The sequence below is a fragment of the Sulfitobacter sp. F26204 genome, from assembly GCF_026410305.1.
GTDB lineage: Bacteria > Pseudomonadota > Alphaproteobacteria > Rhodobacterales > Rhodobacteraceae > Sulfitobacter.
Genome location: NZ_JAPMLQ010000002.1, coordinates 608721 through 633444, shown reverse-complemented (window position 1 = coordinate 633444; position 24724 = coordinate 608721). Strand labels below are relative to the sequence as shown.

The following is a 24724-nucleotide window of genomic DNA, read 5'->3' as shown; positions in this document are numbered from 1 at the left end:
GAGGGAAAGGCATGCCTGTTTCGCCACCTCTTCCCGTAACTCATGGCTTGAGTCATGCCTGAGCGGGCTACAAAACCTCGTCCACCACCGCTGCAAGGCGACCGAGGGTCGCATCAACATCATATAGCTTGTCCAGACCGAACAGACCAAGCCGGAAGGTGCTGAACCCCTCCGGCTCTCCCACTTGCAGCGGCACACCCGCCGCGATTTGCATGCCTTTTTCGGCGAAGGCCCTACCGGATTTCACGTCAGGGTCATTGGTATAGCTCACCACCACCCCCGGCGCGCCAAAGCCATCTGCAGCGACAAAGACAATCCCCTTGGCCTCCAACATCTTGCGCACGCCGTCACCGAGTTTCCACTGAGCTTCTTTCAACCGCTCGAAACCGTATTCCTTGGTCTCGAGCATCGTGTCGCGAAACATCCGCAGCGCGTCTGTCGGCATGGTCGCGTGATAGGCATGGCCCCCATCTTCATAGGCTTTCATGATCGCCCGCCATTTCCCCAGATCAATGGAAAAACTGTCCGAAACAGTCTCGGCCAGCCGCGCCTCGCCCCGCTTTGACAGCATCACAAGTCCCGCAGAAGGAGAGGATGACCAGCCCTTTTGCGGCGCTGAAATCAACACATCCACGCCCAACTTGCGCATGTCAATCCAGGCACAGCCCGACGCAATGCAATCCAGCACCATCAACGCCCCGACGTCATGGGCGGCTTTCGCCATTTCAGCGATGTAGTCATCAGGCAGGATCACCCCCGCACTGGTTTCAACATGTGGTGCGAAAACCACCTGTGGCCTTTCGTCGTGGATCGACGCCACGACATCTTCGATTGCAGCCGGAGCATAGGGCGATGCGGGTGCATTTCCCTGTTGGCGCGCTTTCATTACCGTCGCCCCTGCAGTCAAGCCACCGGTTTCGATGATCTGGGACCAGCGGTAGGAGAACCAGCCATTGCGCACCACCAATACCTCTGCCCCGCGTGCAAATTGCCTCGCCACCGCTTCCATCGCATATGTACCACCACCCGGGACCACTGCGACAGCATCGGCCTGATAGACCTCTTTCAGCATCTGCGACATATCGCGCATCACCTGTTGAAATGCGGCACTCATCGAATTGAGCGAGCGATCGGTAAAGACCACCGAAAACTCGTCAAGCCCTGTGGGATCTACCGTATCTAGCAATGCCATGATCATTTCCTTTGCTGGTGCTTTGCCCTGTAGATACAAAGCCGCGTGGTCATTGGCAAAGTGTATCTGTGCAATGGTGACCACCTACAGATGTTGCGCATCCCCTTGAAAGCGCAACCTGGCGAATACCGCAGTCCCCTTCTCGGCTTGCTCGGTGAAACTGGCAGGAACGAGCCTCCGCTGACAAGGGACCAGCCCTATAGCGGGCCGGCAAGCCGCTCCTCGCTCAGCAAGACATTCGCCTCGACTTCGCCTGCACCGGGCAACGTCATGATCCTGCGGCGCAGGACCCGTTCAAAATCCGGCAGATCCCGCGCCACGACCCGTAAACGGTAATCGTATCGCCCCAAAACATGCTCAACGGTCTGCACTTCTGGAATCGCCGAAACCGCGCGTTCGAAATCTTCCAGCGACACGCGCCCCTTGGTAGCCAGCTTGATGCCCAGAAACACCGTCACGCCGAACCCCAGCTTTTCCGCATCCAGCCGCAGCCGTCTCCCCCCGATCACACCGGCCTGTTCCAACCGTTTGATCCGGCGCCAAGTGGCAGGTTGGGACAAGCCAAAGACCTTGCCAAGGGCACTGGCAGAGTGACGGGCATCACGCGCCAAAGCCGTAAGCAATCCGTGATCAATGGCGTCCAACACAATCACAACGGCAATGTCTCATCTGTCTTGATCCGGGCCACATGCATCAACGCTTCGATGTCAGCGATATGCGGCAAGGACAAAATATCGCGCCGGTAAATCTGTTGGTAATGCGCCATATCGCGGGCAATGATCGATAAACGCAGATCAACGCGCCCCAAAAAGGTCTGTATCTCGATCACCCCGGGAACCTTGCGGGCTGCCACAATAAAGAGGTCAAATGCATTGCCCTGCGTCTTGTCCAGCGTCACCCGTAAAGACACTTCTACCGCATACCCCAGAGCCGCCCAGTTGATCACCACACCGACTCCCTGCACCACGCCATTCTCTTCCATCCGCGCAAGGCGGCGCGCAGCCTTGCCCGCTGACATGCCACATCGGTCGGCCAGATCACCCGGACTCAGGCTCGGCTCCGCCTGCCAATACCGCAACAAACGGCGATCCACATCATCAAGCATGATTTTTCCATTTTTTAAACTTATCGCGCATTACCATCTTCATCTTGCCAAATAAACTCATTATTCCACCATGGCCACTCGCGCCGGTGTCTCTATAGTCCCGCTCAGAACAAATCCAATCAAAGGACAAGCCAATGCGCGTATATTATGATCGAGACTGTGACGTTAACCTGATCAAGGACAAAAAGGTCGCCATCCTCGGCTATGGCTCACAGGGACACGCACATGCGTTGAACCTACGCGATTCAGGAGCCAAGAACCTCGTGGTTGCCCTGCGTGACGGATCGGCTTCCAAGGCAAAGGCCGAAGGCGAAGGCCTCAAGGTTATGGAAATCGCTGAAGCCGCAGCATGGGCCGATCTGATCATGTTCACCATGCCCGACGAACTGCAGGCGGACACCTACAAAAAATACGTACACGACAACATTCGTGAAGGAGCGGCCATCGCCTTTGCCCACGGTCTGAACGTTCACTTTGGCCTGATCGAGCCCAAAGAAGGCATCGACGTGATCATGATGGCGCCCAAAGGCCCTGGTCACACGGTGCGCGGTGAATACACCAAAGGTGGCGGTGTGCCCTGCCTTGTTGCCGTTGACAAAAATGCATCCGGCAAGGCCCTGGAAATCGGTCTCTCCTATTGCTCCGCCATCGGCGGTGGCCGGTCCGGAATCATCGAAACCGATTTCCGTGAAGAATGCGAAACCGACCTCTTTGGCGAGCAGGCAGTTCTCTGTGGTGGTATCGTCGAATTGATCCGTATGGGCTTTGAAACACTGGTCGAGGCCGGATACGAGCCGGAAATGGCCTATTTCGAATGTCTCCACGAAACCAAGCTGATTGTCGATCTTATCTATGAAGGCGGGATTGCCAACATGGACTATTCGATTTCCAACACCGCGGAATATGGTCAGTATGTCTCCGGTCCGCGTATCCTGCCCTATGACGAGACAAAGGCCCGGATGAAAGCCGTTCTGAGCGACATCCAATCGGGCAAATTCGTGCGCGATTTCATGTTGGAAAATGCAGTAGGTCAACCAACGATCAAATCCTCGCGCCGAGCAAACGACGAACATCAGATCGAAGTGGTCGGCGGCAAGCTGCGCGACATGATGCCTTGGATCTCAGCGGGCAAGATGGTCGACAAAGCCAAGAACTAAGCGCGCAAGAATCGAGTCTGGCGAGGGTGGTCTGCGGACCACCCTTTTTTCGTGCCGCCCCGCAGGTTGCGCAATCACGCTTTGCCCATTGACCCGGCTTCTTCCCCCCCGTACCTCTGCTTGATGAAGCAAACCCCGGAAATCACGTATAAAAGCTGGTTGATGATTGTCACTCTTGCCTTTGTCTGGGGCGGGACATTCATGGTGACCGAGGTGGCTCTGACAGGCATGACACCCTTCTGGCTGGCCGCAGCCCGCATCGGGTTTGCGGCCGTCGTGATGCTGGTGATCTGGGCGGCGCGCGGCCTTGTCCTGTTTCACACGCCGCCTTCTGGCCCGGCACGGGTCACGCTGGTTGTCGTCAGTGGGTTGAGCGGTGCCCTCCCCTTTGCGTTGCTGGCATGGGGCCAACTGCATGTAACATCAGGTTTCGCAGGTGTGTCGATGGCTTCAACTGCATTGATCATCCTGCCGTTGGCGCATTTTCTGGTGCCCGGTGAGCGGATGACCTGGCGGCGGATTTTGGGATTCCTCATCGGGTTTTGCGGCGTTGCGATATTGATCGGCGGTCAGGCCTTTGCAAGCACTGGCGGAAATCTGGAAACCCTCGGGCGTATGGCCTGTATCGGTGCGGCAGGCTGTTATGCCCTCAGTTCAATCCTGATGCGCCGTTTGCCCGCCGTCGACGCGATCGGGCTGTCCACAATTCTATTGGTGCTTGGATCGGCCTTCAGCATCCCTCTCGCCCTGATCCTTGAAGGCCCGCCCCAAATGCCTACGCCGCAAATCTTGCTGGTTCTGGTTTTCCTCGGGCTGGTGCCGACAGCAGCGGCAAATTTCCTGCGGGTTCTGGTGGTGCGCAGTGCCGGACCGGTCTTTATGTCACTGGTCAACTATCAAGTGCCGGTCTGGTCTGTGGTGCTGGGGGCGTTAATCTTGTCTGAACCCCTGCCGCCCTCATTGCTATATGCGATGGCGCTGATCCTCGCGGGGCTAGCCCTGAGCCAATATGGTGCATTGCGCCGCTTGTTCGGCAAAAGGCACCAAGGCAAAAACGCCTAGGCGCTGATCATATCAGGCCTGAACCACCCCTGCGCATATCGCTTCATCTCGATGAGATGCATCGTTTGAAACTGGCACTGAATTGCCGGTTCAGGCGCAGAGCGTTATCAATCAGGTTTGATAGCAATTGGCCCAGGACCCATGGGTCGGTTACTTAGGAAACGGCTTGTTCCACCGCCGCGACAACACCTTCGACAACCTGTTCCATCAGGGTCGCGTCCTCGTGTTCTGCCATCACACGCACCAGAGGTTCGGTTCCGGATTTACGGATCAACAATCGGCCCTGCCCAGACAAATCTGCCTCCGCCTGTTTGATTGCGGCAACGACCGTTTTGTCTTCCAAGGGCAATTGTCCTGCCTCAAAGCGCACGTTTTTGAGCAATTGCGGCACTGTATCAAACTGGTGCAACAGCCCTGATGCCGGTTGGGACGACCGAACCATCTCGGCCAGGAACTGCAACCCCGCCATCAAACCGTCACCTGTCGTGGCGTGATCCGTCATCACGATATGGCCTGACTGTTCGCCGCCAAGGTTATAGCCGCCTTCACGCATGCGTTCGACGACGTAGCGATCCCCGACGTTGGTGCGTTCCAGCCGCAGGCCCCGCGATTGCAGAAAATGTTCCAGTCCCAGATTGCTCATCACAGTCGCAACCAGGGCTTTTCCGTTCAATTTGTTTTCCGCCGCCCAGCGGGCCGCCATCAATGCCATGAACTGGTCCCCGTCACCGACCTGCCCGTTTTGATCAATCAGAATAACGCGATCAGCATCGCCATCCAGGCAAATTCCAACATCCGCTCCATGTGCGACGACCATTTCCGCCGCCGCCTGAGGTTGTGTGGACCCACAGCCCTTGTTGATATTATGTCCATCCGGAGCGGTACCCATCGCAACCACATCCGCCCCGAGTTCCCACAGGGTTTCAGGAGCCACCCGATGCGCCGCACCATTCGCGCAATCGATCACTACCTTAAGGCCATCCAGACGCATCTGGCGCGGAAAGGACGATTTGACCCGTTCAACATAGCGATAACGACCATCGTCAATGCGTTTGGCCCGGCCTATTTCGGCGGCAGGCGCGGGCTCTACACCGCTTTCCACCAATGCTTCGATCTCGGACTCCACCTGATCTGACAGTTTGAAACCATCAGGGCCAAAGAACTTGATCCCATTATCATGAGCGGGGTTATGGCTGGCCGAGATCATCACACCCAGATCTGCCCGCATGGAACGGGTCAAAAGGCCGACTGCTGGCGTCGGGACCGGCCCCAGCAATAAAACGCTCATCCCGGTACTGGTCAGCCCTGCGGTCAATGCGTTTTCAAACATATATCCCGAAAGTCGCGTATCCTTGCCGATCACCACACGATGCACAGCACTGCCATCACGACGAAAATACCGCCCTACGGCTGCGCCGATACGCAGCGCCATTTCAGGCGTCATCGGATGTATGTTTGCCGTGCCACGCACGCCATCAGTACCAAAGAGTTTGCTCATATCTGTCTTCCTGCCATGGCCGCTTGCCACAATGCAATTGCTTGAATGGTTTCGGCGACATCATGCACCCGCAAGATCTGAACACCATGGGAAAGTGCCGCCAAAGCAACCCCCAAACTTCCCGCCAGGCGGGTATGTGCCGCTTCCGTCTGAGAAATCGTACCAATGAACCGCTTTCTTGATGCACCCAGCAGAACCGGCACACCAATTCCGTGAAACAGGCTAAGTCGCGCCAGCAGCGTCAAGTTGTGTTCAAGCGTCTTGCCAAACCCGATTCCGGGATCGACAATGATCCGGTCCCGCGCCACGCCTACCTGCTCAAGAAACGCCACCTGAGCAGAGAGAAAATCATAGACGTCCAACAAGACATCATCATATTGCGGATTGTTCTGCATCGTCGCGGGATCACCCAATGCGTGCATCACACAGACGGGCACTGCATAGCTGGCAGCAAGACCGGCAAGACCGTCGTCATAGGTGAATCCAGATACATCATTGATCAGGCCGGCCCCGGCATCCAAGGCTGCCGCAGCCACATTTGCCTTGCGCGTATCCACCGAGATCAAGGTTTCTACTCCTGCTGCACGTAGGCCACTTATCACCGGAACGACACGGCCTATTTCAGCGTCAGCTGTTACCGTTTCGGCCCCGGGACGGGTGGATTCGCCGCCGACGTCAAGCAGGTCGACACCCGCATCGCGCATCGCCAGTCCAGCAGTGATCGCATCCTGGGCGCTGGCATGCAGCCCACCGTCGGAGAAACTGTCGGGCGTGGCATTCAGGATGCCCATGGCGCGCGGACGCGACATTGCAAGCCCGCCAATATCACTGCGGGTGGTGGTCAATATGTCCAACACATCAGCGGGTGCTTGTGTCAGGGGGATCACCTTCGGCATGCGTCCGCGTGCCAGGACTTCAAGATGGGTGAACCATCCCCAGCCGCCTGCCAAACCGATGGCCCCGGCCGGACGGGCAGGCCCCACCTGCACAATGGGGCGGAAGTAATCGCTTGTTTCGCTCACGCGATGACCTGTGTTTCAACATCCAGTGCACGCAATGGCACCTCTGCCTTTTGCGGGAGCTCCGCGCCCATGACCACCATCTCGGTGGCATCCAGGGTTGCGGCAAACCACGCCGCGAGCGCCACTGCATCACAGGCCTGCACCGACGGCGTATCAACGCTGTCGAGCACGATTTTAGAGGGTGCCCAGACGCTTGTCTGGCCGTTTTTCATGGCCCAATCCAGTTCGGTCCGGGTTTCTACGACCACGCAGCGATCATCTTTCGCCGCCAGCACCCAGGCATTTTGTTCAATCGCCAGAAGATCAATGCGGCGCTGCGCCATCTTATGCGGCACCTGCGGCGCTGGCGCGTCAGAAGCTCCTACACATAAAATCAAAGGCGTCTCAAGGGCATGCCATTGATCAAGCCAGCCAGTCAGATAGGGGGATGCAATCGCAGCATTACTGAGGAACACCAATTCGGGTTGTGGGGAGTCTTCGGGAACCAGATCTGTCGCCGGTTCCGCCACACGGGTGCGCACGATCTCGACACCAAGAGCACCGGGCCCGCGATCCAGTTTTTCGATACGCACAAAAGCCCGCAACGCCTGTGGTTCAAGCAGGATGCGCTCTGCCACCCTTTCGGCCAATGTCTCCAGCAATGCAAGGCGTTCGGTGGAGAGTTCGGCAGCAATGGCTTCGGTGACGCGGTCATAACTCAGGATGCGGTCAACGTCGTCGTCAATTGGTCCGCGCAGGGGACGCACTTCAACAACAACGTTAAAGCAGATGCGCTGTTTCACACCGCGCTCGGTCTGGAACGCACCAATCTCGACGTCTACTATATGATCACGCAAGGAAATTCGGTCAGGCGGATCGCCCCCCGACATGGCATCGGCGCGTTCGGATGGGTGAGCAAAGGCAAGACGGATTTCGTTAGACATGTGGCATCCCCTTGAATTGGATCGGCCTTTCTCTTCGACCGGTGTCATCGGTCTAACGATGCACCCCATACTTAACAGTCCGTTTTCCGGCAAGCCAGCATTTGAAACCGTCAGTTGGAGGCAGTGCGCCAAGTGTGGCGATAAAACAAATGCACGCCAATCTTGGCCGTGCGGGTATAGACCCTGGCCCAGCGCGGATTTACGGCAGTGGTATGATAGTGAGTGGCCCCTTCGGTCAATTTGGGCACCTGACCGTCAATCATCAACCGCGCGATTTTGCCGACACGGGCAAAGGCAAGTGGTTCCGAGATCACCTCGGCGCGACCATCGCAGGTATAGGTGAACTGACATTGATATTTCTTGCCTGTGCCCTGATTGATCACGGCGCATAGGGATCCTGGAAAGCGTGCGCTTTTCACACGGTTCATAATCACCTCTGCCACGGCAAACTGTCCTTTGACCGTTTCGCCCCGCGCTTCGAAATAAAGAGCTTCGGCCAAGCATCGCCACTGAGCGGAACCGGTTGCCTTGGGTCGACTATCGATCCATTTGCGAGAATATTGAACGTTCCCCTTGGCGGCTACCGTTTGGGCTGCCAGCGCTTCAAGTTGTTTCTGGCCTACCGACTTCAACCCGTTTTTCTCAATCCGCGCCAGATCTTTTGCCTTTGCTGACGATGCAGAGGCTCCCATAGGCAAAACCGAAAGAGCGCCCATAACCAGGGCGAGAATTGAATGGCGAAGTAACAGCATGGAGAAACTCAAAGATCGTTAAAATCGCGCCAGCGCTACCCAAATTTATCCAATTGGTAAAGGTCTTGCCAAAATGCTCGGCAGAAAGCAGCCTCGTGCTACATTCCTTAGCACGACAGCGGTGCTGACCTACCCGATTTTGTGTTTGATCGCGAGTTGCGCTGCAGCCAGTCTTGCTACCGGAACGCGAAATGGCGAGCATGAAACATAATCAAATCCGGCATCCCGACAAAATGCAATCGATTCGGGATTCCCTCCATGTTCACCACAAAGCGATACGGTAATGCCCGGTTGCGCCGCCCGCCCCCGTGCTGCACCCAGGGTCAGCAACTCGCCCACACCCTCAACATCAAGCATGTGAAAAGGGTCTTCGGCAAAGACACCTTGCTGTACGTAATCCGACATGAACCGCCCCGCGTCATCACGGGACAAGCCATAGGTCATTTGTGTCAGGTCGTTTGTTCCAAAGCTGAGAAAGGCACAGTGAGGCGCGATTTCACCAGCCCGCAACGCCGCTCGGGGGGTTTCGACCATGATCCCCAGACGGTATTCAAAACTTGCGTCCTGTTCGGTCCGCACGGCAGCCGCAATCGCGTCAATCGCGGTTTTGACCATTTCTACTTCGCGCCGTGTCGATACCAAGGGGATCATGATCTCTGGCACCACAGGATCGCCATCGCGGCTTGCTGCGACGGTCGCCTCAAAGATGGCACGCGCTTGCATTTCGTAGATTTCCGGCACCGTCACGCCAAGACGCACCCCACGCAGCCCAAGCATCGGGTTATGCTCTGACATTGCCTCGATCCGCCGCGTGACATCAGACAGCGGCAGGTTCAAGGCATCTGCCAATTCGCGCTGCCCTGCCTTGTTCATCGGTAGGAATTCGTGCAACGGCGGGTCGAACAACCGGATACATACCGGCTGCCCCTGCATGATGCGAAACAATTCCTTGAAGTCTTCGCGCTGCATGGGCAACAGACGTTCCAGCACGGCGCGCCGGTCCTCACCTGTTTCCGCAAAGATCATTTCGCGCATGACCGTGAGGCGACCAGCCTCGAAAAACATGTGTTCTGTGCGACATAATCCGATGCCATGGGCATTGAAATTGCGCGCAGTCTGGGCATCGGCCGGCGTGTCGGCATTGGCGCGAATGTCAATGTCGGCAGCGTCCTCTGCCCATGACATCAAACGTGTGAAATTCTCATCCAGTGCGGCCTCGATCATATCGGCAGAGCCTGCCAGAACCTGCCCGCTGCTACCGTCCACGGTGATCACGTCACCCTCACTAAAGATGCGGCCATCGGCTGTGACCAATTGCTTCTGGATCAGATTGAATTTGATCTTTGACACGCCCACGACACAGGGCAAGCCGAGCCCGCGCCCAATGACTGCGGCATGGCTGGTGGCACCACCTCTTTCCGTCATGACTGCGACGGCGGCATGCATGCCGCGAATGTCCTCTGGCGCGGTTTCACGACGGATCAGAATGCAGGGCTCGTCACGGGCGGCACTGGATTGTGCCTCATTGGCGGAAAACACGATCTTACCGGTCGCGGCACCGGGGCTGGCTGCAATCCCGCGGCCAATCACATCGCGCTTTGAACGCGGATCAACCTGGCGGTGCAACAATTCGGTCAGGGTACGCGGTTCGACCCGCATCAACGCTTCCTCGCGCGAGATGATGCCTTCATCGGCAAGTGCCACAGCAATGCGCACCGCCGCACGGGACGACCGCGCCACGCGCATACCATCCAGAATGTGCAATTTGCCCGCGTCGATGACAAACTCAACCAACATTTCCGCCCGGAGCCGCCTGCGCATCAATGCCGTATGCGCCAATAGTTCCTTGAACGCCTCTGGTGCCAGTTCTTCGAGCGAGGGACCACGCGGATCACGGGTCAGATACAAGGCTGCGGCGTCCCCTTCCATCGCGTCGCGCCCTTGCGATTGGCTGAGATAGCGACCCTTGATCTGGGGTTCGCCTGTGTCGCTATCGACAAGTTGCAGTATCCCGGACCCGCATTCGCCGATGCCGACACCAAATGCCATCTGTTGCACCACCAGCCCGAGGCCCGCATCAGCCGGCGCGCCTTTGGCCTGTCGCAACAACCGCGCCGACGTTCCATCCCAAGCCCGCGCCATCGAACGCAGGACAGCGGACAACTGCACGGTCGGGTCCTGAGGAAACTCTTCTTCGGTCTCCCTTTCGTAGGCCTTGAGCGATTGTTCAAGTGCTGCCCGCCCTTGCCCCGCGACATCGTCGAACATATCCGGGTCAAGACGGGCGACATTGATCGCATAGCTCTGCACAAATCGGGTATAAAGCGCTGCTGCCGCGTCTTCGCCAATACTGGCGCAAAGTTCGTCAAAACGGCTGTTGTTGATCCCGATGTTCAATACAGCGCCCGGCCCGCCCCAATCGGGATCTTCACTGGAGGGGCGTACACACATCAGCGCCCCCTCGGGCATCTGGGCCACTACTGCGGCCACATCTGGCATCTGGCCTTTGGCGATCTTCTGAACAGCGCCAAAGGAAATCGCAACGGTGCGCGGTACCGGCAAATCAAGGCGCACAAGACGTTGCAGGCACTTGGCGCGCCCGCCGTGGGTCTCGTTTGTGATCGGTCCGGTCGCTGTTACCAGCGTCGTATCTGGATTATTCTGCACTGCAGCACCTTTCGGTTTCAGGTGCAGCATAGGGGTTATGCAGGGTCTGGCAAGGGGCCGCCGGCCTTGTCAGCCAGTAATCAATGTCAGATCGGCAACCGAGCTACAGATGCTTCTAATCCGGCTAAGCAGGTTCAGACGGTTGCGCCGCACAGTTGGATTGTCTGAATTTACCTGTACAGCATCAAAGAAAGCGTCAACAGGACCGCGCAAATCGGCCATGGCGGACATGGCAGTGGTGAAATCCTGTTTTTCCATCGCGGGGGTGATCACCGCCTCTGCGTCATCCAGTGCCTTGAAAAGCGCGCGCTCCTCGTCGGTTTCAGCGAATTTCACATCCGCGCCGTAGGAGTATTCGACGCCGTCGGCCTCTTCCGCTTGGGTCAAGATGTTGTTGGCGCGTTTGAACCCCTGGATCAGGTTTTCGCCGTCGTCGGTTTTCAAGGTTTCGCTCAACGCCCTGGCGCGTTTGACCAGCAGGGTCAGATCGTCGTTGCCTTCCATAGCGATGCAAGCGTCGATGATGTCGTGGCGGATGCCTTGGTCCTTGAGATAGACTTTGAGGCGGTCGTGGAGGAAGGAGAGGAGATCGGCTTTAATCTTCTCAACTGAATCCAGCTGTCGCAGCGTCGCCTTGTCGTCGCCCACCCAAGTTCCTTCGTGGTGACCTACACCCTCTTGGCGACCCTTAAATTCAGTGAATAAGATCTCGTCGACAAGACCTCCGTCAAGTTCATCTAAGCCGCCAACCAAAGAATAAGTCTCGTAAGCTGTGTCGCCGCTACCAATTTTATGTTCCTTGAATACCGCGATCGTGTTCACAACCGAATTAATAATCTTCGCATAGGAAGTGTGAACTACTGCCGAAAATGAAAAAACCAACTCATTCTCAACCAATATCCGAATAACCCCCAGCGCAGCCCTTCTCAAAGCAAAGGGGTCTTTACTCCCCGTCGGCTTCTCGTCAATCGCCCAGAAGCCGGTCAGCTTGTCGATCTTCTCGGCCAGCGCCACGGCGACGGACACGGGCGCGGTAGGCACATCATCGGACGGCCCCAAAGGCGCGTAGTGTTCTTGTGCAGCGGCAGCAATGGCATCGGACATGCCCGCAGCGGAGGCATAGTACCGCCCCATCAAGCCCTGCAATTCGGGGAATTCATAGACCATCTCGGAGGACAGATCGGCCTTGGCCACCCGCGCCGCCTCCATGGCCTCTTCCTTCTTAGCACCAACCATCGGCGCAAGCTCACCTGCCAGAACGGCCATGCGCTCAATCAACTCGGCCTGCGTGCCCAGCTTGTTGTGAAAGGTGACGTTTTCCAGCGCCTTGACCCAAGTGGCCATGCCATCCTTTGACGTTGCAACGCGCAGATCGTTCTCCCAAAAGAACTTCGCATCCGCCAGCCGCGCCGAGAGCACCTTTTCATTGCCTGCCAAAATCGTCGCACCCTCATCGGCGGTGGTGCGGTTGGCGACGGTGATGAACCGCTCGATGCGCCCCGTCTTGGGGTTGCGCACGGAAAAGAATTTCTGATGCTCTTTCATCGAGGTTTGCAGAACCTCTGGCGGCAGGCCAAGGAAGTCATCGGCAATATTGCCCATCAGCACAACAGGCCATTCCACCAGCCCCGCAACCTCGGCCAAGAGGCCCGCATCCTCGACCACTTCCATGCCTGACGCAAAGGCCAGATTGTTGGCATCATTCAGAATGGTTTCAGCCCGCGCATCGGCGCGCAGCACGACTTTGGCGCGGGCGAGTTTGGCCTCATAATCCTCAAACCCTGTGACCTTGATCACATCGGGCGCAAGAAAGCGGTGGCCATAGGTGATGTCACCCGACTGGATACCGTCGATTTCCATCGGGACAATCTCTGCGCCATCCTCGCCAGTCAGAATACAAACGATGGAGTGCAAAGGCCGCACCCATTTCAGGCTCCCCGATCCCCAGCGCATGGATTTGGGCCAGGGGAAATTGCGGATTGTTGTTTCCAGAACTTCGGCCACGATCTCTGCCGCCGGACGGCCCGGTTTGTTGATTTTGGCAAACAGGATCTTGCCCTTGGGCGTGTCACGTTCCTCCAACTGGTCGCGGGTCAACCCCGCGCCACGCAGAAACCCCTCAATCGCTTTTTCAGGCGCATCCGCCTTGGGGCCTTTGCGTTCCTCGACCACGGCAGGCGAGGCATCCAGCATCCCCTCAACCGTCAGCGCCAGCCGTCGCGGAGTGGAAAATGCAGCGGCAGAAGCATAGGTCAGGCCCGCCTCGACCAGACCGTTTGTCACCAGCTTTTGCAGATCCTGCGCGGCACGGGCTTGCATGCGGGCGGGGATTTCTTCGGAGAAGAGTTCAATCAGCAGGTCAGACACGGGATTTCCTTACGGGGTGTGGTGTGGGTCGGGTTGAGCAATGGTTAGGCTATTCTGTCGGGCGTCCTGGGCATTCCTCGCCGATAATGGTGCCGTCATAGGCCTTGTCGCCACAATCGTTGAGTTCATGCCAGACATAGCCGCGTCCGTCTTCGGTGATGGCGACAATACGATCAACACCAAATTCGATATTCTTGGTTCCCATAAAGGTCAACGCGGTGCCGGCCTCAAGTTCCGCGCCGATGGCAGCAGCGTCAAAACAGTCAAACCATTTGGGCGCATTGCGCGGGTCGATGTTGGGGGCAAGCACGTAGGATTCCGTGAAGAAAGCAAGGCTTTGCGGTGTCGTGAAACAAGCGCGATAGCGGATCGGTGAACTGTCTGCGTCGATCGCCTGAAAATTGTCAAAGACAATGGTTTCCGGCTGCTCGGTCGCGAGCGACACCAGTTGCACCTCTTCGCTGTATACTGCGTCATAAAACCCGTAAACCTGCAGGTAATACATGCCTGCGCCTGCGATGATGGATGCTAACAAAATGGTAATCCCCATTATTCTGCCGTTCATAGTAGCAATCCTTCTGCATTTGACAGTGTTCTACCAAAGTGCTGCAGGTTGCCATCAATGTCCGTTCCCTCGATTTCGCGCATGTTGTAAAAGGTGGCGTTGGGGCCTTCGAAGCTGCGGGAATTGGCCGTCAGATGCATATTCAGCGCGGGCAAATCATCAGAATGAAAACTGCCGTGCCCAATGTCCAGGACATGCATGAGGTTTGTCTCAGTTCCAGCACTGGAAATGCCAAAGTCGGTGCCTGAAACGCCCGTGTCGTTGATGACCTCAAAATCCTTCATGTTCATATCCACCATCTTGGCGCGCTGATGGTCAGAGCTCCGCAACCAGGAGTGGCGTTGCGACAGTTCACGCCGCATCCTCGGACCAGCCACCGGCATCGGTCTGCACAAAGGCATCGGCACAGAGTTTTGATAGGCTGCGCACCCGTCCGATGTATGCTTGGCGTTCGGTGACAGAAATCACGCCGCGCGCATCAAGAAGATTGAAGATGTGGCTGGCCTTGATGCATTGATCATAGGCCGGATGCACCATGATGATGCGTTTGCCGGTCTTGGGATCAAGATGGGGCTGCTCAAGGATCATTTTGCAATGGGCCTCGGCCTCTTCGAACTGGCGCAACAATACTTCGGTATTGGCGGTATCGAAATTCCAGCGCGCGTATTCTTCTTCGGTTTGTTTGAACACATCGCGATATGTCAGGGGAATCAGCGCGTCGGGGTCGTTGAAGGGCATGTCCATGACATGATCCACTCCGAGGACATACATGGCCAGGCGCTCCAGTCCATATGTCAACTCGCCACTGACCGGATGGCAATCCTGCCCGCCGACCTGTTGGAAATAGGTGAACTGGCTAACTTCCATGCCGTCACACCAGACTTCCCAGCCCAGCCCCCAGGCACCAAGAGTCGGGCTTTCCCAGTCATCCTCGACAAAGCGGATGTCGTGCAACTCCATTTCGATCCCAATGGCAGCAAGGGAACCGAGATAGAGTTCCTGTAGGTTCGGCGGACTGGGTTTGATCAATACCTGATACTGGTAATAGTGTTGCAAGCGGTTGGGGTTTTCACCATAACGACCGTCGGTCGGGCGGCGCGAGGGCTGCACATATGCGGCAGCCCAGGGTTGGGTCCCAAGCGAGCGCAAAGTCGTTGCCGGATGGAACGTTCCCGCCCCCACTTCCATATCGTAGGGCTGCAGCATGGCACAGCCCTGAGCCGCCCAGTAATTCTGCAAAGCCAATATGATTGATTGGAACGAACGGGGTTTTGTTGGGGTCTGGGACATAGGCTTGCCTCTGGTTGGCGACGCGCTCTACCTACGCACCGGACCCTATGGCGTCAATTGCATCACACCGACAAAATGGCCTTGCAAATTTGATGCGCTGGCCATGGCATTTCAGCCGGTTTCCTGCTTATGTGCGCGTTCTGTTGATTCACATGAGAAACTTCCCCTATGACGCGTATTGTTTCGGCATTTCTGGCTGTGGTATTTACCTTGGCGACCTTTATCGGGTCCGCCGCCCTGGCCCAATCCCCTGACGATGTCGTCTGGGTCCAGATCGAAGCACAGCCCAGCCTGTCGGAGGCGACAGCGCGGGCGCGGGAATATGCAGGTCAGATCGAAGATGTGAACGGCTTTGCCTTGGGCGGCGGCTGGTATGCTATTGCCGTGGGCCCTTACCGACGTGCGGATGCAGAACAGGTCTTGCGCCAGTATGTGCGTACCCGGATCGTGCCCCGCGACAGTTTTATCCAGTTTTCGTCCAGTTTTCGCCAGCAATTCTGGCCCATCGGTGCAAATGTGCTGAATCGCGGTGTGCTGGAAGCACCCTCTGCGGTTGAGACCGTGACAACCACACCTGATGTCACACCTGATGTTCAGGCACCCATCAGCGAACCGGAAACACCCCTGCTGGAACCCGCAGACGAAACACTGGCTGAGGCGCGACGCAGCGAACGCAGCCTGACGGCGCAGGATCGCAAGGATCTGCAGATCGCGTTGAAATGGGCCGGGTTTTATGACGCTGCAATTGACGGATCATACGGGCGCGGCACCCGCAATTCGATGGCCGCCTGGCAAGAGGCAAATAATTACGAGACCACAGGCGTCTTGACGACCATGCAACGTGCCGCCCTGTTGCGCCAGTACAACGCAGTCTTGGATGGTCTGGGCTTGCAACTGGTCCGCGACACACAGGCAGGCATCGAGATGATCATGCCCACGGCTGAAGTAGCCTTTGCGAAATACGAAGCCCCTTTCGCGCATTACAATGCGACAGGTGACATCGGCGCGCGTGTGCTGCTGATTTCGCAAGCAGGCGATCAGAATACCTTGTTCGGTCTTTACGACATCATGCAGACACTTGAAATCGTGCCACTCAACGGACCTCGTGAGCGCAAGAACGCGTCTTTCACGCTGGTCGGTGAAAACAGCCGGATCATCAGCGAAACCCGCGTGTCACTGGAAGACGGACAGGTCAAAGGCTTTACCCTGATCTGGCCTGCCGGCGACGAAGAGCGGCGGACCCGTGTCATGGATGAAATGCTCAAGAGCTTTACGCTTTTGCCCGGCGTTCTGGATCCGGCAGCCGGGGGGGATGCCGAACAAGCGATTGATCTGGTTTCCGGCCTGTCGGTTCGTCAGCCGAAAATCTCGCGTTCCGGCTTCTTTGTCGATCGCAGTGGTGTTGTTTTGACAACGACGCAGGCGGTCGAGGCCTGCGGGCGCTTGACAGTCGATGGTGACACCGAGGCAGAAGTTGTGGCGCAGGATCCAATCAACGGATTGGCCTTGTTGAAACCAAGCAGCCCGCTGGCACCGCTGGCGGTAGCGGCATTTGATCTGGGCACGCCGCGCCTGCAGACCGAAGTATCCGTTGCGGGATACTCCTATGAAGGCGTCTTATCAGCCGCAACCCTGACCTTTGGCAAGGTCGAAGACATCCGTGGCTTGGCAGGCGAAGAACACCTCAGCCGGCTGTCTCTTAAGGCTCAGGCCGGGGATTCCGGTGGCCCGGTGTTCAATGCCAGCGGCAATGTCGTGGGCATGTTGTTGCCCAATACGACAAAGGACCAACAATTGCCTAAGGATGTGAGCTTTGCTGTCGACAGCACGTCGATCGCTGATCTGGCCGCACAAGCTGGTGTGCAACTGACCGCTGCTGACCGCACCGGCAATGTCGCCCCACGTGATTTGCGGCTGGCTGCGCAGGGCATGACCGTGCTGGTCAGTTGCTGGGATTAAGATAGGGCCGAAGGGTCCTGCGCCGTTGCTGTCCTGTCCCGAACAGGGCCCGGTTTGGTACAGGACGAACCCGCCCCTTGCGTCAAAGCGATCGTTTCAATTGTCCGACCCGACGGCCTTGAAACAAGCCAGCTAACCCAGAACGGCAGGCGTAAGATAAATCAGTGTCGGGCCAGATGCATCAAATGCGCTTTTTACCGCAGCCTGCAGGTCCGGCACACTTGCGGGTGTCACCGCGAACGCGCCAAAAGCTTCGGCCAGTTTCACAAAATCGGGATTATGCGCCACAACGGCGTTGGGCGCTATCTGGGCGCGCACCATGCTGTCCTCGATCTCACCCAGTTTGCCATTGTCCCAGAGGATGATCGGCAGGCTGAGACCCAGTTCAACAGCAACACCCAGTTCCTGCATCGTATAATGGAATCCATAATCCCCGATGATCGCCATTGTCGGTTTACCGCGCCGCGCCACCGCCCCCCCGATCGCCGCTGGCGTCGCATAGCCAAGCGTGCCAAAGCCGTAGGGATGATGCCAGTGACCCGGGCACTCCATTTCCCAGACTTCCTTGGCGGCATAGGCAAATTGGGTCATGTCGGAATAGATCATCGTATCCGCTGGCACTGCGTCACGCAGCGCATCACAAATCGGCACGATTCCGGGACGTTCCGCATCGGTTTCCGCCCGCCAGAGGGCACGGGTCTTTGCCACGTCCTGCGCCAGCCATTGCGTATCCGCAACATGCCCTTCAAGTGCATTGAAAAGCTGTTGTAGCCAATCAGCCGCGTCGCAGCAGTGCACCATGTCACCAGAATCTGCTTTGGCCAGAACTTCCGGATCCAGGTTCACCACAATCGCCTGACACTCATGTCCCAGAGTATCACGCCATAAGTCAACTTCTGCCAGATCGGTGCCAATGAGAACAACCAAATCTGCCTGCTCTGCAATCTCTGCGCTTGCCGGTCGTGCAAGGGTTGCACCAAACGATAACGGATCTCCCGGTGCAACAATGCCGCGCCCTGCGTAACTGGTAAAGGAGGCCGCGCCCACTGCTTTCAGGACAGCCCGTGCCGCGGGATGCGCCCGGGCGGCTCCCCCGCCAAATACAAACAGAGGTCTGGATGCCTTTGTTATCACTTCAACAGCCAGTGCGATCTGCCTTGGATCCGCAGTGCACAAAGCCATTTGTGGTGGTGGTGCGGGTGCTGCCGCTGCCTCTCCCTCCAGTTGCGCGATTGGCACCTGAATGTGCTTTGGCGACGGGGTTTTGCCCCTGAACTCGGCAAAAGCGCGATCAATCAATTGATAGGCCGCATCTGCTGTCCGCGCTTCTTCGGACCAGTCACACACCGTGGCTGCCGCGGTCTGTTGGTCTTTCATCTGATGTAACTGGCCACGCTTTGCCGCAACTTCGTCCAGACAAGACGAAATCACCAACATCGGTACGCTATCGGAATAGGCCTGCCCCATCGGGGTCATGATGTTGCACACCCCCGGTCCGGTGATGACATAGGCGACTCCCGGCTTGCCGGACGCGCGGGCATAGCCATCCGCCATGAACCCCGCGCCCTGTTCGTGACGCGCCAGCACATGAGTTATCCCGGCCTCTTCGATGCCGCGATACATTTCCTGATTGTGTACGCCGGGAATACCAAAAATGACATCAACCCCGCGATCCTTGAGCATATGCGAAATTTGCGCACCAAGGGGGCGTGTTTGATGATCCATCAGGCTCTCCAGAATTTAACAGTTAAGATAACGTAGACGGCTAAAAGTTCCAGTCGTCCGATAAACATCGCAGCGGTCAATATCCATTTGGCAGTATCGTTGAGGCTGCTGAAATTGCCGGCGGGGCCGATGATCGGCCCGAGACCGGGACCAATATTGGCCAATGCCGCCGCCGCGCCTGAAACCGATGTGATGAAGTCAAGACCCGTCAGACTGAGCGCAACCGCTACCAGCCCCAAGGTCACGATAAAGAACATGAAAAACGACATCACAGATGACAGGACATCTGGCCCCACAGGTCGTCCATCATAGCGCGGAGTAAAAATACCATGGGGGGAACGGATGCGGTGCAATTGGGCCCGTATCGACGCGAATAATAGCTGATAGCGGAAAATCTTGATTGAACAGGCGGTAGAACCCGCGCAGCCTCCGATCAGCCCGATGAAAAAAAACAATGTGACGGCAAAGGCGCCCCAATGCATGTAGTCAACCGAAGCATAACCCGTGCCTGAAATGATGGAGGTGATGTTGAAAAGCGCTTCGCGAAAAATACGTTCTTCCGAATTCGGAAATACGCGCTGCAACAGGATGAATACAACCAGCACAAGCACCAGGATCGTCAATAGAAATCCGCGCACTTGCGGGTCGCGATGCAGCGCCAGTGGATTGCCGTTCACAAGTTGGACATATCTAACGAATGGCAGCGCCGCCAAGACCATGAAAACCGAAGCGACATATTCCGCCGGCCCCGAAAACGTGCCGAAAGATGCATCATAATTGGCGAAACCACCCGTTGAGATCGTGGTGAGCGCATGCACCGTGGCGTCAAATATGCTCATGCCGACGGCAACATAGCTTGCCACACATGCCAAGGTCAGCCAGAGATAAATGACGGAAATTTGCGTGGCGATCTGACCGGCGCGCGGAAGAATTTTTCCAAAGGTATCAAAGCTTTCAGACTTGAAAATTTGCATGCCCCCTACCTTCAGTTCGGGAAGGAACACCATGGCGACAACAATGATACCGATACCACCCAGCCATTGCAGAATTCCGCGCCATAACAACAAACCTTTTGGCAAGGCTTCGAGACCGCTCAACACCGTTGCACCAGTAGTTGTCATCCCTGACATTGCCTCGAAAAACGCATCGGTAAAGTTGGTTTCCGTCGCCCCCAGAATAAAAGGCAAGGCACCGAAAAGCGGCAACATCAACCAGACGCCGGTGGTCAACAGGAAGGTCTGCTGGATCGTTAGGCCTTCGCGCACACCGTTGGCGCAGGCCAGCGCAATCAGCCCCCCCATCAAGGTGGTCATCAAACTGGATTCAGCAAAGACTCGCCAATGCCCCCGTCCCTCGGCGACATCCACCAACATTGGCAGGATCATGGCCACACCCAGAACGGCTACCAACAGGCCGACAACATATCCTACGGGGCGTAAATCCAACATGGCTGCAGCGTTGGCGCGGAGCCTTCGCGGTGTCAAGCAATCTGCAGAGGAATCACACGAAAACAACCCTGCCTGCGCTTTTTCAGCAGGGCAAAAGTTGTCATTTCGCATGGGTCCGAATGGCAGATCGAAACGCATGTGACACTGGCACGTACAGTCCTTGGCAACATCTGATCACAGGCTGGAAACCTCTGATCAGATGGAATTTCGACTGCCAGGACCAATCTGGTTCAGACGTAGTACAAATCACCAAAAACGTGATGAACTATATCGTCGCGTTTGATGTTCAGTGCTGCCAGTTCGGCGTCTGATTTCGCCTGCAAGCTTTGCATCCGTTCAAAGCGACGCTGCGCAGAGGATGCCCGCTGCATTGCCTGAAAGGCATTTGAGAACCAAGCGCTGATGCGGGCAAAGAACCTGCGTGTCAAAGCGATTTCGCGGTTCAGGATGACGGCGGGAGTTGCGATATTGTGATAGGCCATTTGAGCTACCTTTCGGATCACTGAGTATGATTGCGTTACCCGTTAGATAGGCTCCCTTGCCCATGAGGAGTACCAACAAAAATGCATAGCCGACAGACGCTTGCCGCAATGCAGCAATTTTTTGATAATCGTGCAGATTATCGCGCCGGCACCTGCCCCTTTGCAACCGTGATCAGCCGACGTGAAACAGCGTATTGAACAGTTTTGGATCTATGCTTTGCATTTCGAAGGTTGGACCGTCAGTCAAAACCGAAATTGCATCGTGGCTGTGCAAACTTTCCTGATGGCTCGCAATCACGCGAAAATCGCCGACGCGCGGGTCTGCCTGCAATTGTTCGCAGAACAGGCGTGCGGCATCCTCGACAAAAATCGGATTGGCCGCGTTCAATTCGGCAAAAGCTTGTTCGTCTTCGCGTTTGACCATGACCTGTGTTTCAGTCGGTACCGCACGGCGGCATGCGTCGATCAGGTCTTCGAACCAAAGACATTCACCACCAGAGTTGATGACTACAGAGATCCGCGCAACCGAGCGCTGCGAATGCGGCGTCGCCAATTGTCCCCGTGTGGCACGGGCGTGTTCAGAGAGTTCCAGCGAACAGGGACAGGTGCTTGAATAGACATAATCAAGATGGATCATCTTTTGACGAAGCCCGTCTTTATCAATTAGTTCCAGCGCTACATCGTAATACTGATAGCCGGTCAACCCCGACCGCAGGGATTCAATCTTCATCGGAAAGCTGAACCGCATCTGGATGCGTGCATCCATACTTTCCAAATCGGTCTTATAGTCATCAAGTGCCGCTTCGATTACTTCAAAACTGAACGTGCGCTCCGCGTGTTTATAAAAACTCCGCATGATACGGGACATGTTGATGCCCTTCTTGTCAGCCTCAAGGCTGACAGAGCCTGTGACCGATGTCTCCAAACGCAGGTCGCCGCCATCGCGGGAATGAAAGCCGATCGGCAGACGGAAATTCGAGATTCCCACGTGTTGTATCTGCTGCCGAGCACCGCGAATGAGGCTGGATGGTCCGTTTTGCAGATCCGGCAATGTCGCCTTGTAGTTATCGCCGACGGCAAAGTCATCCGGATAGGTCCGGCTGAACTCGGGATATGCTTCGCTGTCTTTCAGCACTTGCGAAAATGCTGGGTCAAGCACGCCAAGCTCTTGCTGTGTGGCATGGGCCGCCCAGGCTTTCAGCGTCGCAAGTGCTGCTTCTGCGTCGGCACGTTCCGGCCTTTTCTCAACGGCAGTGACTATATTCATAGGCCTGGCCCCCAACTGTTTCACCTGTCAGATCTAAGGATTCTAGCACAGATTACCAATAAAGAACTTTCAGAGTTTATTATGCAACCGATAAACCGCTGTAAAATATAACGTTTTAGTTATCGAGTGCCTGTAGAAAGTCAGCAATCAGATCTTCGTCACTCTCAAGCCCGACCGAAATGCGTACCAGCCCAGGCGTGATGCCAAGCGCCGCCTTCTGATCAAGCGGAAGACGCTGGTGGGTCGTAAAGGCAGGAGGCGTCAGGATGGTTTTGGCATCGCCGAGATTATTGGAAATAATGCCGATTTTACAGGCATCAAGAAAGCGGTAGGCCCCGTCCTTGCCACCTTTCACCTCAATTGCAATCATGGTCCCGCCAGCGCCCATTTGCGCAGTGGCAAGATCATGTTGCGGATGACTGGCCAGACCGGGATAGATCACCTTGCTCAGTGCCTCGTGCCCTTCCAGTCGCTGTGCAATCTTGAGCGCCGATGCCGTTTGCGCGCCCACGCGCAGGGCCATTGTCTCAAGTCCTTTCAACATGATCCACGCAGTAAAGGGGCTCATGGAGCCGCCAGTGTGTTTCATGTAGGGTTCAACCGTTTTGCGGATCATCTCACGCGACCCTAGGATCACGCCCCCCAACGCCCGGCCCTGTCCGTCGATATGCTTGGTCGCAGAATAAATCACAAGATCAACGCCCTGCGCGATAGCGTTGGAATAGACGGGTGTGGCAAAGACATTGTCGCAGACCACAAGTGCGCCCTGGGCACGGGCGAGTTTCGACACGGCTTCGATATTCACGATCTCAAGAGTCGGATTGGAAAGTGATTCAAAAAAGACCGCGCGTGTGCCGGGGCGAATAGCGGCTTCCCATTCCTCTAGGTTGCCACCATCGACAAAGGTAACCTCAACGCCAAAACGGGGCAGAATTTCCTCGGCGATATATAGACAGGAACCGAACAAGGCGCGGGCCGATACCACGTGATCGCCGGCTTTCAACAACGACATCAACGCACCGTTGACCGCAGCCATGCCCGACGCTGTGGCAAAAGCATCCTCTGCCCCTTCAAGTGCCGCGATGCGTTCCTGAAACATTGCGACCGTCGGATTGCCGTAGCGGGCATAGATGAATTCATCCGGTCCCGCGCTTTCGAACCGCGCTTCCGCCTGTGCCGCAGTGTCATAGACAAACCCCTGCGTCATAAAGATTGATTCAGAGACCTCGCCATACTGGCTGCGTTTTGTACCTGCATGCACGCCTTTGGTGCTTTTGTGCCACTCGTTTGTCATGTCATACATCCTTCCGCCCCGCTCCCCAGCGGGCAATAAAAAACCCCAGACGCCAGTCAAGCGAAAGGGGGCTTTCATCCTGACCTTTTAGCAGATTGTTTAACGTGGCCCGCAATCCAGTAACAAATCACCACAAGATTGACCTACGCCTGTTGCCGGCCCGCGTCAATCACACCTTGGCATTCTCTACCGTATCGTCATCATGCAGCAAAAGGAGACCGCGATGACTGACCCGATAGATCTCTACTACTGGCCTACGCCGAACGGCTGGAAAGTTTCCATCACCCTCGAAGAAATGGGGCTTTCCTATCAAACACATCTGGTCGACATTGGTGCCGGGGAACAATTTTCACCGGATTTTCTCACAAATGCGCCCAACAACCGGATACCCGCGATCATCGATCCCGACGGACCTGACGGTGCCGCTGTCTCGATATTTGAAAGTGGCGCAATCCTACAATATCTGGCGGAAAAAACCGGACAGTTCGACGGCTCGACCCCGCGCGAAAAAATTGCGGTCAAGGAGTGGCTGATGTGGCAAATGGGCGGACTGGGTCCTATGGCAGGGCAAGCACACCACTTTTTGAAATATGCACCACATATGAATCCGCCACATGATATTCCCTATGCCAAAGAGCGTTACCGCTCAGAAACGGCACGGCTGTACGGGGTGTTGGACCGCCAACTGGCAAAACATGAATTTGTTGCAGGCGATTTCGTTTCAATCGCGGATTTTTCAATTTGGGGCTGGGCGTCACTGTGGGAGGGTCAACAACAGACGCTGGAGGACAAACCCCATATGGCGCGCTGGCTGGCGGTCATGGGTGCGCGCAGGGGTGTCGCTGCGGGACGCGCAGTTTTTGCCGAAAAACGGGCGGATTTCGCTGGGGACAGCAAAGCCCAAGCCAAATTGTTCAAGAAATGATAATAGCCAAAGTCGCGTAATCGC

The 24724-nt window shown here is 56.4% G+C and carries 21 protein-coding genes and 1 riboswitch; of the genes, 4 read left to right on the top strand and 17 right to left on the bottom strand.

Annotated features, from left to right (window positions below; all coding sequences use genetic code 11):
- Positions 1-67: 67 nt before the first annotated feature.
- From OS190_RS07030 to OS190_RS07020, 3 genes are all read right to left on the bottom strand, one after another.
- The gene (locus OS190_RS07030) at positions 68-1192 is read right to left on the bottom strand and encodes an aminotransferase class V-fold PLP-dependent enzyme (RefSeq protein WP_267157951.1); all 1125 of its coding nucleotides are present in this window, start codon (positions 1190-1192) and stop codon (positions 68-70) included.
- Positions 1193-1389: 197 nt separating this feature from the next.
- Positions 1390-1845: an Lrp/AsnC family transcriptional regulator gene (locus OS190_RS07025; RefSeq protein ID WP_267157950.1), complete on the bottom strand. Its 456-nt coding sequence runs from the start codon at positions 1843-1845 to the stop codon at positions 1390-1392.
- Positions 1842-2297 (bottom strand): Lrp/AsnC family transcriptional regulator, encoded by a 456-nt coding sequence (locus tag OS190_RS07020; protein WP_267157949.1) that lies wholly within the window; start codon positions 2295-2297, stop codon positions 1842-1844. Before OS190_RS07020 ends, OS190_RS07025 begins: the two co-directional genes overlap by 4 nt.
- A gap of 134 nt (positions 2298-2431) precedes the next feature.
- Between OS190_RS07020 and ilvC the strand changes: the two genes are divergently transcribed.
- Both ilvC and OS190_RS07010 read left to right on the top strand, forming a co-directional pair.
- The gene (ilvC, locus tag OS190_RS07015) at positions 2432-3454 is read left to right on the top strand and encodes a ketol-acid reductoisomerase (protein WP_267157948.1); all 1023 of its coding nucleotides are present in this window, start codon (positions 2432-2434) and stop codon (positions 3452-3454) included.
- 123 nt (positions 3455-3577) lie between these two features.
- Positions 3578-4516, top strand: coding sequence for a DMT family transporter (locus OS190_RS07010; protein WP_267157947.1), 939 nt, complete (start codon positions 3578-3580; stop codon positions 4514-4516).
- Positions 4517-4670: 154 nt separating this feature from the next.
- Here OS190_RS07010 and glmM read toward each other — a convergent pair whose 3' ends face one another.
- The 9 genes from glmM to OS190_RS06965 all read right to left on the bottom strand — a co-directional run bounded on the left by glmM (position 4671) and on the right by OS190_RS06965 (position 15600).
- Positions 4671-6014 (bottom strand): phosphoglucosamine mutase, encoded by a 1344-nt coding sequence (glmM, locus tag OS190_RS07005; RefSeq protein WP_267157946.1) that lies wholly within the window; start codon positions 6012-6014, stop codon positions 4671-4673.
- On the bottom strand, positions 6011-7036 hold the full coding sequence (gene folP / locus OS190_RS07000) for a dihydropteroate synthase (RefSeq protein ID WP_267157945.1): 1026 nt from the start codon (positions 7034-7036) through the stop codon (positions 6011-6013). The genes glmM and folP overlap by 4 nt, the downstream gene beginning before the upstream one ends.
- Positions 7033-7959 (bottom strand): dihydroneopterin aldolase, encoded by a 927-nt coding sequence (locus OS190_RS06995; RefSeq protein WP_267157944.1) that lies wholly within the window; start codon positions 7957-7959, stop codon positions 7033-7035. Before OS190_RS06995 ends, folP begins: the two co-directional genes overlap by 4 nt.
- A gap of 110 nt (positions 7960-8069) precedes the next feature.
- Positions 8070-8711 carry a cell wall hydrolase gene (locus OS190_RS06990; RefSeq protein WP_267157943.1) on the bottom strand — a complete coding sequence of 214 codons (642 nt, stop codon included), beginning with the start codon at positions 8709-8711 and terminating at the stop codon, positions 8070-8072.
- 129 nt (positions 8712-8840) lie between these two features.
- Positions 8841-11408 (bottom strand): putative PEP-binding protein, encoded by a 2568-nt coding sequence (locus tag OS190_RS06985; RefSeq protein WP_267157942.1) that lies wholly within the window; start codon positions 11406-11408, stop codon positions 8841-8843.
- A gap of 39 nt (positions 11409-11447) precedes the next feature.
- Entirely contained in the window at positions 11448-13745 is a 2298-nt protein-coding gene (gene glyS, locus OS190_RS06980) for a glycine--tRNA ligase subunit beta (protein ID WP_267157941.1), read from the bottom strand.
- A gap of 49 nt (positions 13746-13794) precedes the next feature.
- A complete protein-coding gene (locus OS190_RS06975; RefSeq protein ID WP_267157940.1) occupies positions 13795-14310 on the bottom strand; it encodes a DUF6446 family protein in 516 nt (171 codons plus the stop codon).
- A complete protein-coding gene (locus tag OS190_RS06970) occupies positions 14307-14594 on the bottom strand; it encodes a hypothetical protein (protein WP_267157939.1) in 288 nt (95 codons plus the stop codon). The genes OS190_RS06975 and OS190_RS06970 overlap by 4 nt, the downstream gene beginning before the upstream one ends.
- Positions 14595-14661: 67 nt before the next feature.
- Positions 14662-15600: a glycine--tRNA ligase subunit alpha gene (locus OS190_RS06965; RefSeq protein ID WP_267157938.1), complete on the bottom strand. Its 939-nt coding sequence runs from the start codon at positions 15598-15600 to the stop codon at positions 14662-14664.
- Between the two features lie 168 nt (positions 15601-15768).
- On the opposite strand from OS190_RS06965, the gene OS190_RS06960 reads away from it, so the two are divergent.
- Positions 15769-17559 carry a serine protease gene (locus OS190_RS06960; protein WP_267157937.1) on the top strand — a complete coding sequence of 597 codons (1791 nt, stop codon included), beginning with the start codon at positions 15769-15771 and terminating at the stop codon, positions 17557-17559.
- A 132-nt stretch (positions 17560-17691) separates the two neighbouring features.
- On the opposite strand, the gene OS190_RS06955 is transcribed toward OS190_RS06960, so the two are convergent.
- The 5 genes from OS190_RS06955 to metZ all read right to left on the bottom strand — a co-directional run bounded on the left by OS190_RS06955 (position 17692) and on the right by metZ (position 23775).
- Positions 17692-19242, bottom strand: coding sequence for a thiamine pyrophosphate-binding protein (locus OS190_RS06955; RefSeq protein ID WP_416237386.1), 1551 nt, complete (start codon positions 19240-19242; stop codon positions 17692-17694).
- Positions 19243-19283: 41 nt separating this feature from the next.
- Positions 19284-20732, bottom strand: coding sequence for a TrkH family potassium uptake protein (locus OS190_RS06950; RefSeq protein ID WP_267157935.1), 1449 nt, complete (start codon positions 20730-20732; stop codon positions 19284-19286).
- A gap of 230 nt (positions 20733-20962) precedes the next feature.
- Positions 20963-21214, bottom strand: coding sequence for a hypothetical protein (locus tag OS190_RS06945; RefSeq protein WP_267157934.1), 252 nt, complete (start codon positions 21212-21214; stop codon positions 20963-20965).
- 172 nt (positions 21215-21386) lie between these two features.
- Positions 21387-22481: a GTP cyclohydrolase FolE2 gene (gene folE2, locus OS190_RS06940; protein ID WP_267157933.1), complete on the bottom strand. Its 1095-nt coding sequence runs from the start codon at positions 22479-22481 to the stop codon at positions 21387-21389.
- 115 nt (positions 22482-22596) lie between these two features.
- The gene (metZ, locus tag OS190_RS06935; RefSeq protein WP_267157932.1) at positions 22597-23775 is read right to left on the bottom strand and encodes an O-succinylhomoserine sulfhydrylase; all 1179 of its coding nucleotides are present in this window, start codon (positions 23773-23775) and stop codon (positions 22597-22599) included.
- Positions 23776-23842: 67 nt separating this feature from the next.
- A riboswitch (SAM riboswitch) is annotated at positions 23843-23919 on the bottom strand.
- Between the two features lie 79 nt (positions 23920-23998).
- Between metZ and OS190_RS06930 the strand changes: the two genes are divergently transcribed.
- The gene (locus tag OS190_RS06930) at positions 23999-24700 is read left to right on the top strand and encodes a glutathione S-transferase N-terminal domain-containing protein (protein WP_267157931.1); all 702 of its coding nucleotides are present in this window, start codon (positions 23999-24001) and stop codon (positions 24698-24700) included.
- Positions 24701-24724 lie beyond the last annotated feature (24 nt).

Bases quoted from the DNA above. Each gene is read 5' to 3' on its own strand.
- OS190_RS07020 (WP_267157949.1), bottom strand. From the start codon at position 2,297: ATGCTTGATGATGTGGATCGCCGTTTGTTGCGGTATTGGCAGGCGGAG.
- ilvC (WP_267157948.1), top strand. From the start codon at position 2,432: ATGCGCGTATATTATGATCGAGACTGTGACGTTAACCTGATCAAGGAC.
- OS190_RS06950 (WP_267157935.1), bottom strand. From the start codon at position 20,732: ATGTTGGATTTACGCCCCGTAGGATATGTTGTCGGCCTGTTGGTAGCC.
- metZ (WP_267157932.1), bottom strand. From the start codon at position 23,775: ATGACAAACGAGTGGCACAAAAGCACCAAAGGCGTGCATGCAGGTACA.
- OS190_RS06990 (WP_267157943.1), bottom strand. From the start codon at position 8,711: ATGCTGTTACTTCGCCATTCAATTCTCGCCCTGGTTATGGGCGCTCTT.
- OS190_RS06960 (WP_267157937.1), top strand. From the start codon at position 15,769: ATGACGCGTATTGTTTCGGCATTTCTGGCTGTGGTATTTACCTTGGCG.
- glmM (WP_267157946.1), bottom strand. From the start codon at position 6,014: ATGAGCAAACTCTTTGGTACTGATGGCGTGCGTGGCACGGCAAACATA.
- folE2 (WP_267157933.1), bottom strand. From the start codon at position 22,481: ATGAATATAGTCACTGCCGTTGAGAAAAGGCCGGAACGTGCCGACGCA.
- OS190_RS06965 (WP_267157938.1), bottom strand. From the start codon at position 15,600: ATGTCCCAGACCCCAACAAAACCCCGTTCGTTCCAATCAATCATATTG.
- OS190_RS06955 (WP_416237386.1), bottom strand. From the start codon at position 19,242: ATGCTCAAGGATCGCGGGGTTGATGTCATTTTTGGTATTCCCGGCGTA.
- OS190_RS06930 (WP_267157931.1), top strand. From the start codon at position 23,999: ATGACTGACCCGATAGATCTCTACTACTGGCCTACGCCGAACGGCTGG.
- OS190_RS07030 (WP_267157951.1), bottom strand. From the start codon at position 1,192: ATGGCATTGCTAGATACGGTAGATCCCACAGGGCTTGACGAGTTTTCG.
- OS190_RS06995 (WP_267157944.1), bottom strand. From the start codon at position 7,959: ATGTCTAACGAAATCCGTCTTGCCTTTGCTCACCCATCCGAACGCGCC.
- OS190_RS06975 (WP_267157940.1), bottom strand. From the start codon at position 14,310: ATGAACGGCAGAATAATGGGGATTACCATTTTGTTAGCATCCATCATC.
- OS190_RS06945 (WP_267157934.1), bottom strand. From the start codon at position 21,214: ATGGCCTATCACAATATCGCAACTCCCGCCGTCATCCTGAACCGCGAA.
- OS190_RS06985 (WP_267157942.1), bottom strand. From the start codon at position 11,408: ATGCTGCACCTGAAACCGAAAGGTGCTGCAGTGCAGAATAATCCAGAT.
- OS190_RS07010 (WP_267157947.1), top strand. From the start codon at position 3,578: ATGAAGCAAACCCCGGAAATCACGTATAAAAGCTGGTTGATGATTGTC.
- OS190_RS06970 (WP_267157939.1), bottom strand. From the start codon at position 14,594: ATGAAGGATTTTGAGGTCATCAACGACACGGGCGTTTCAGGCACCGAC.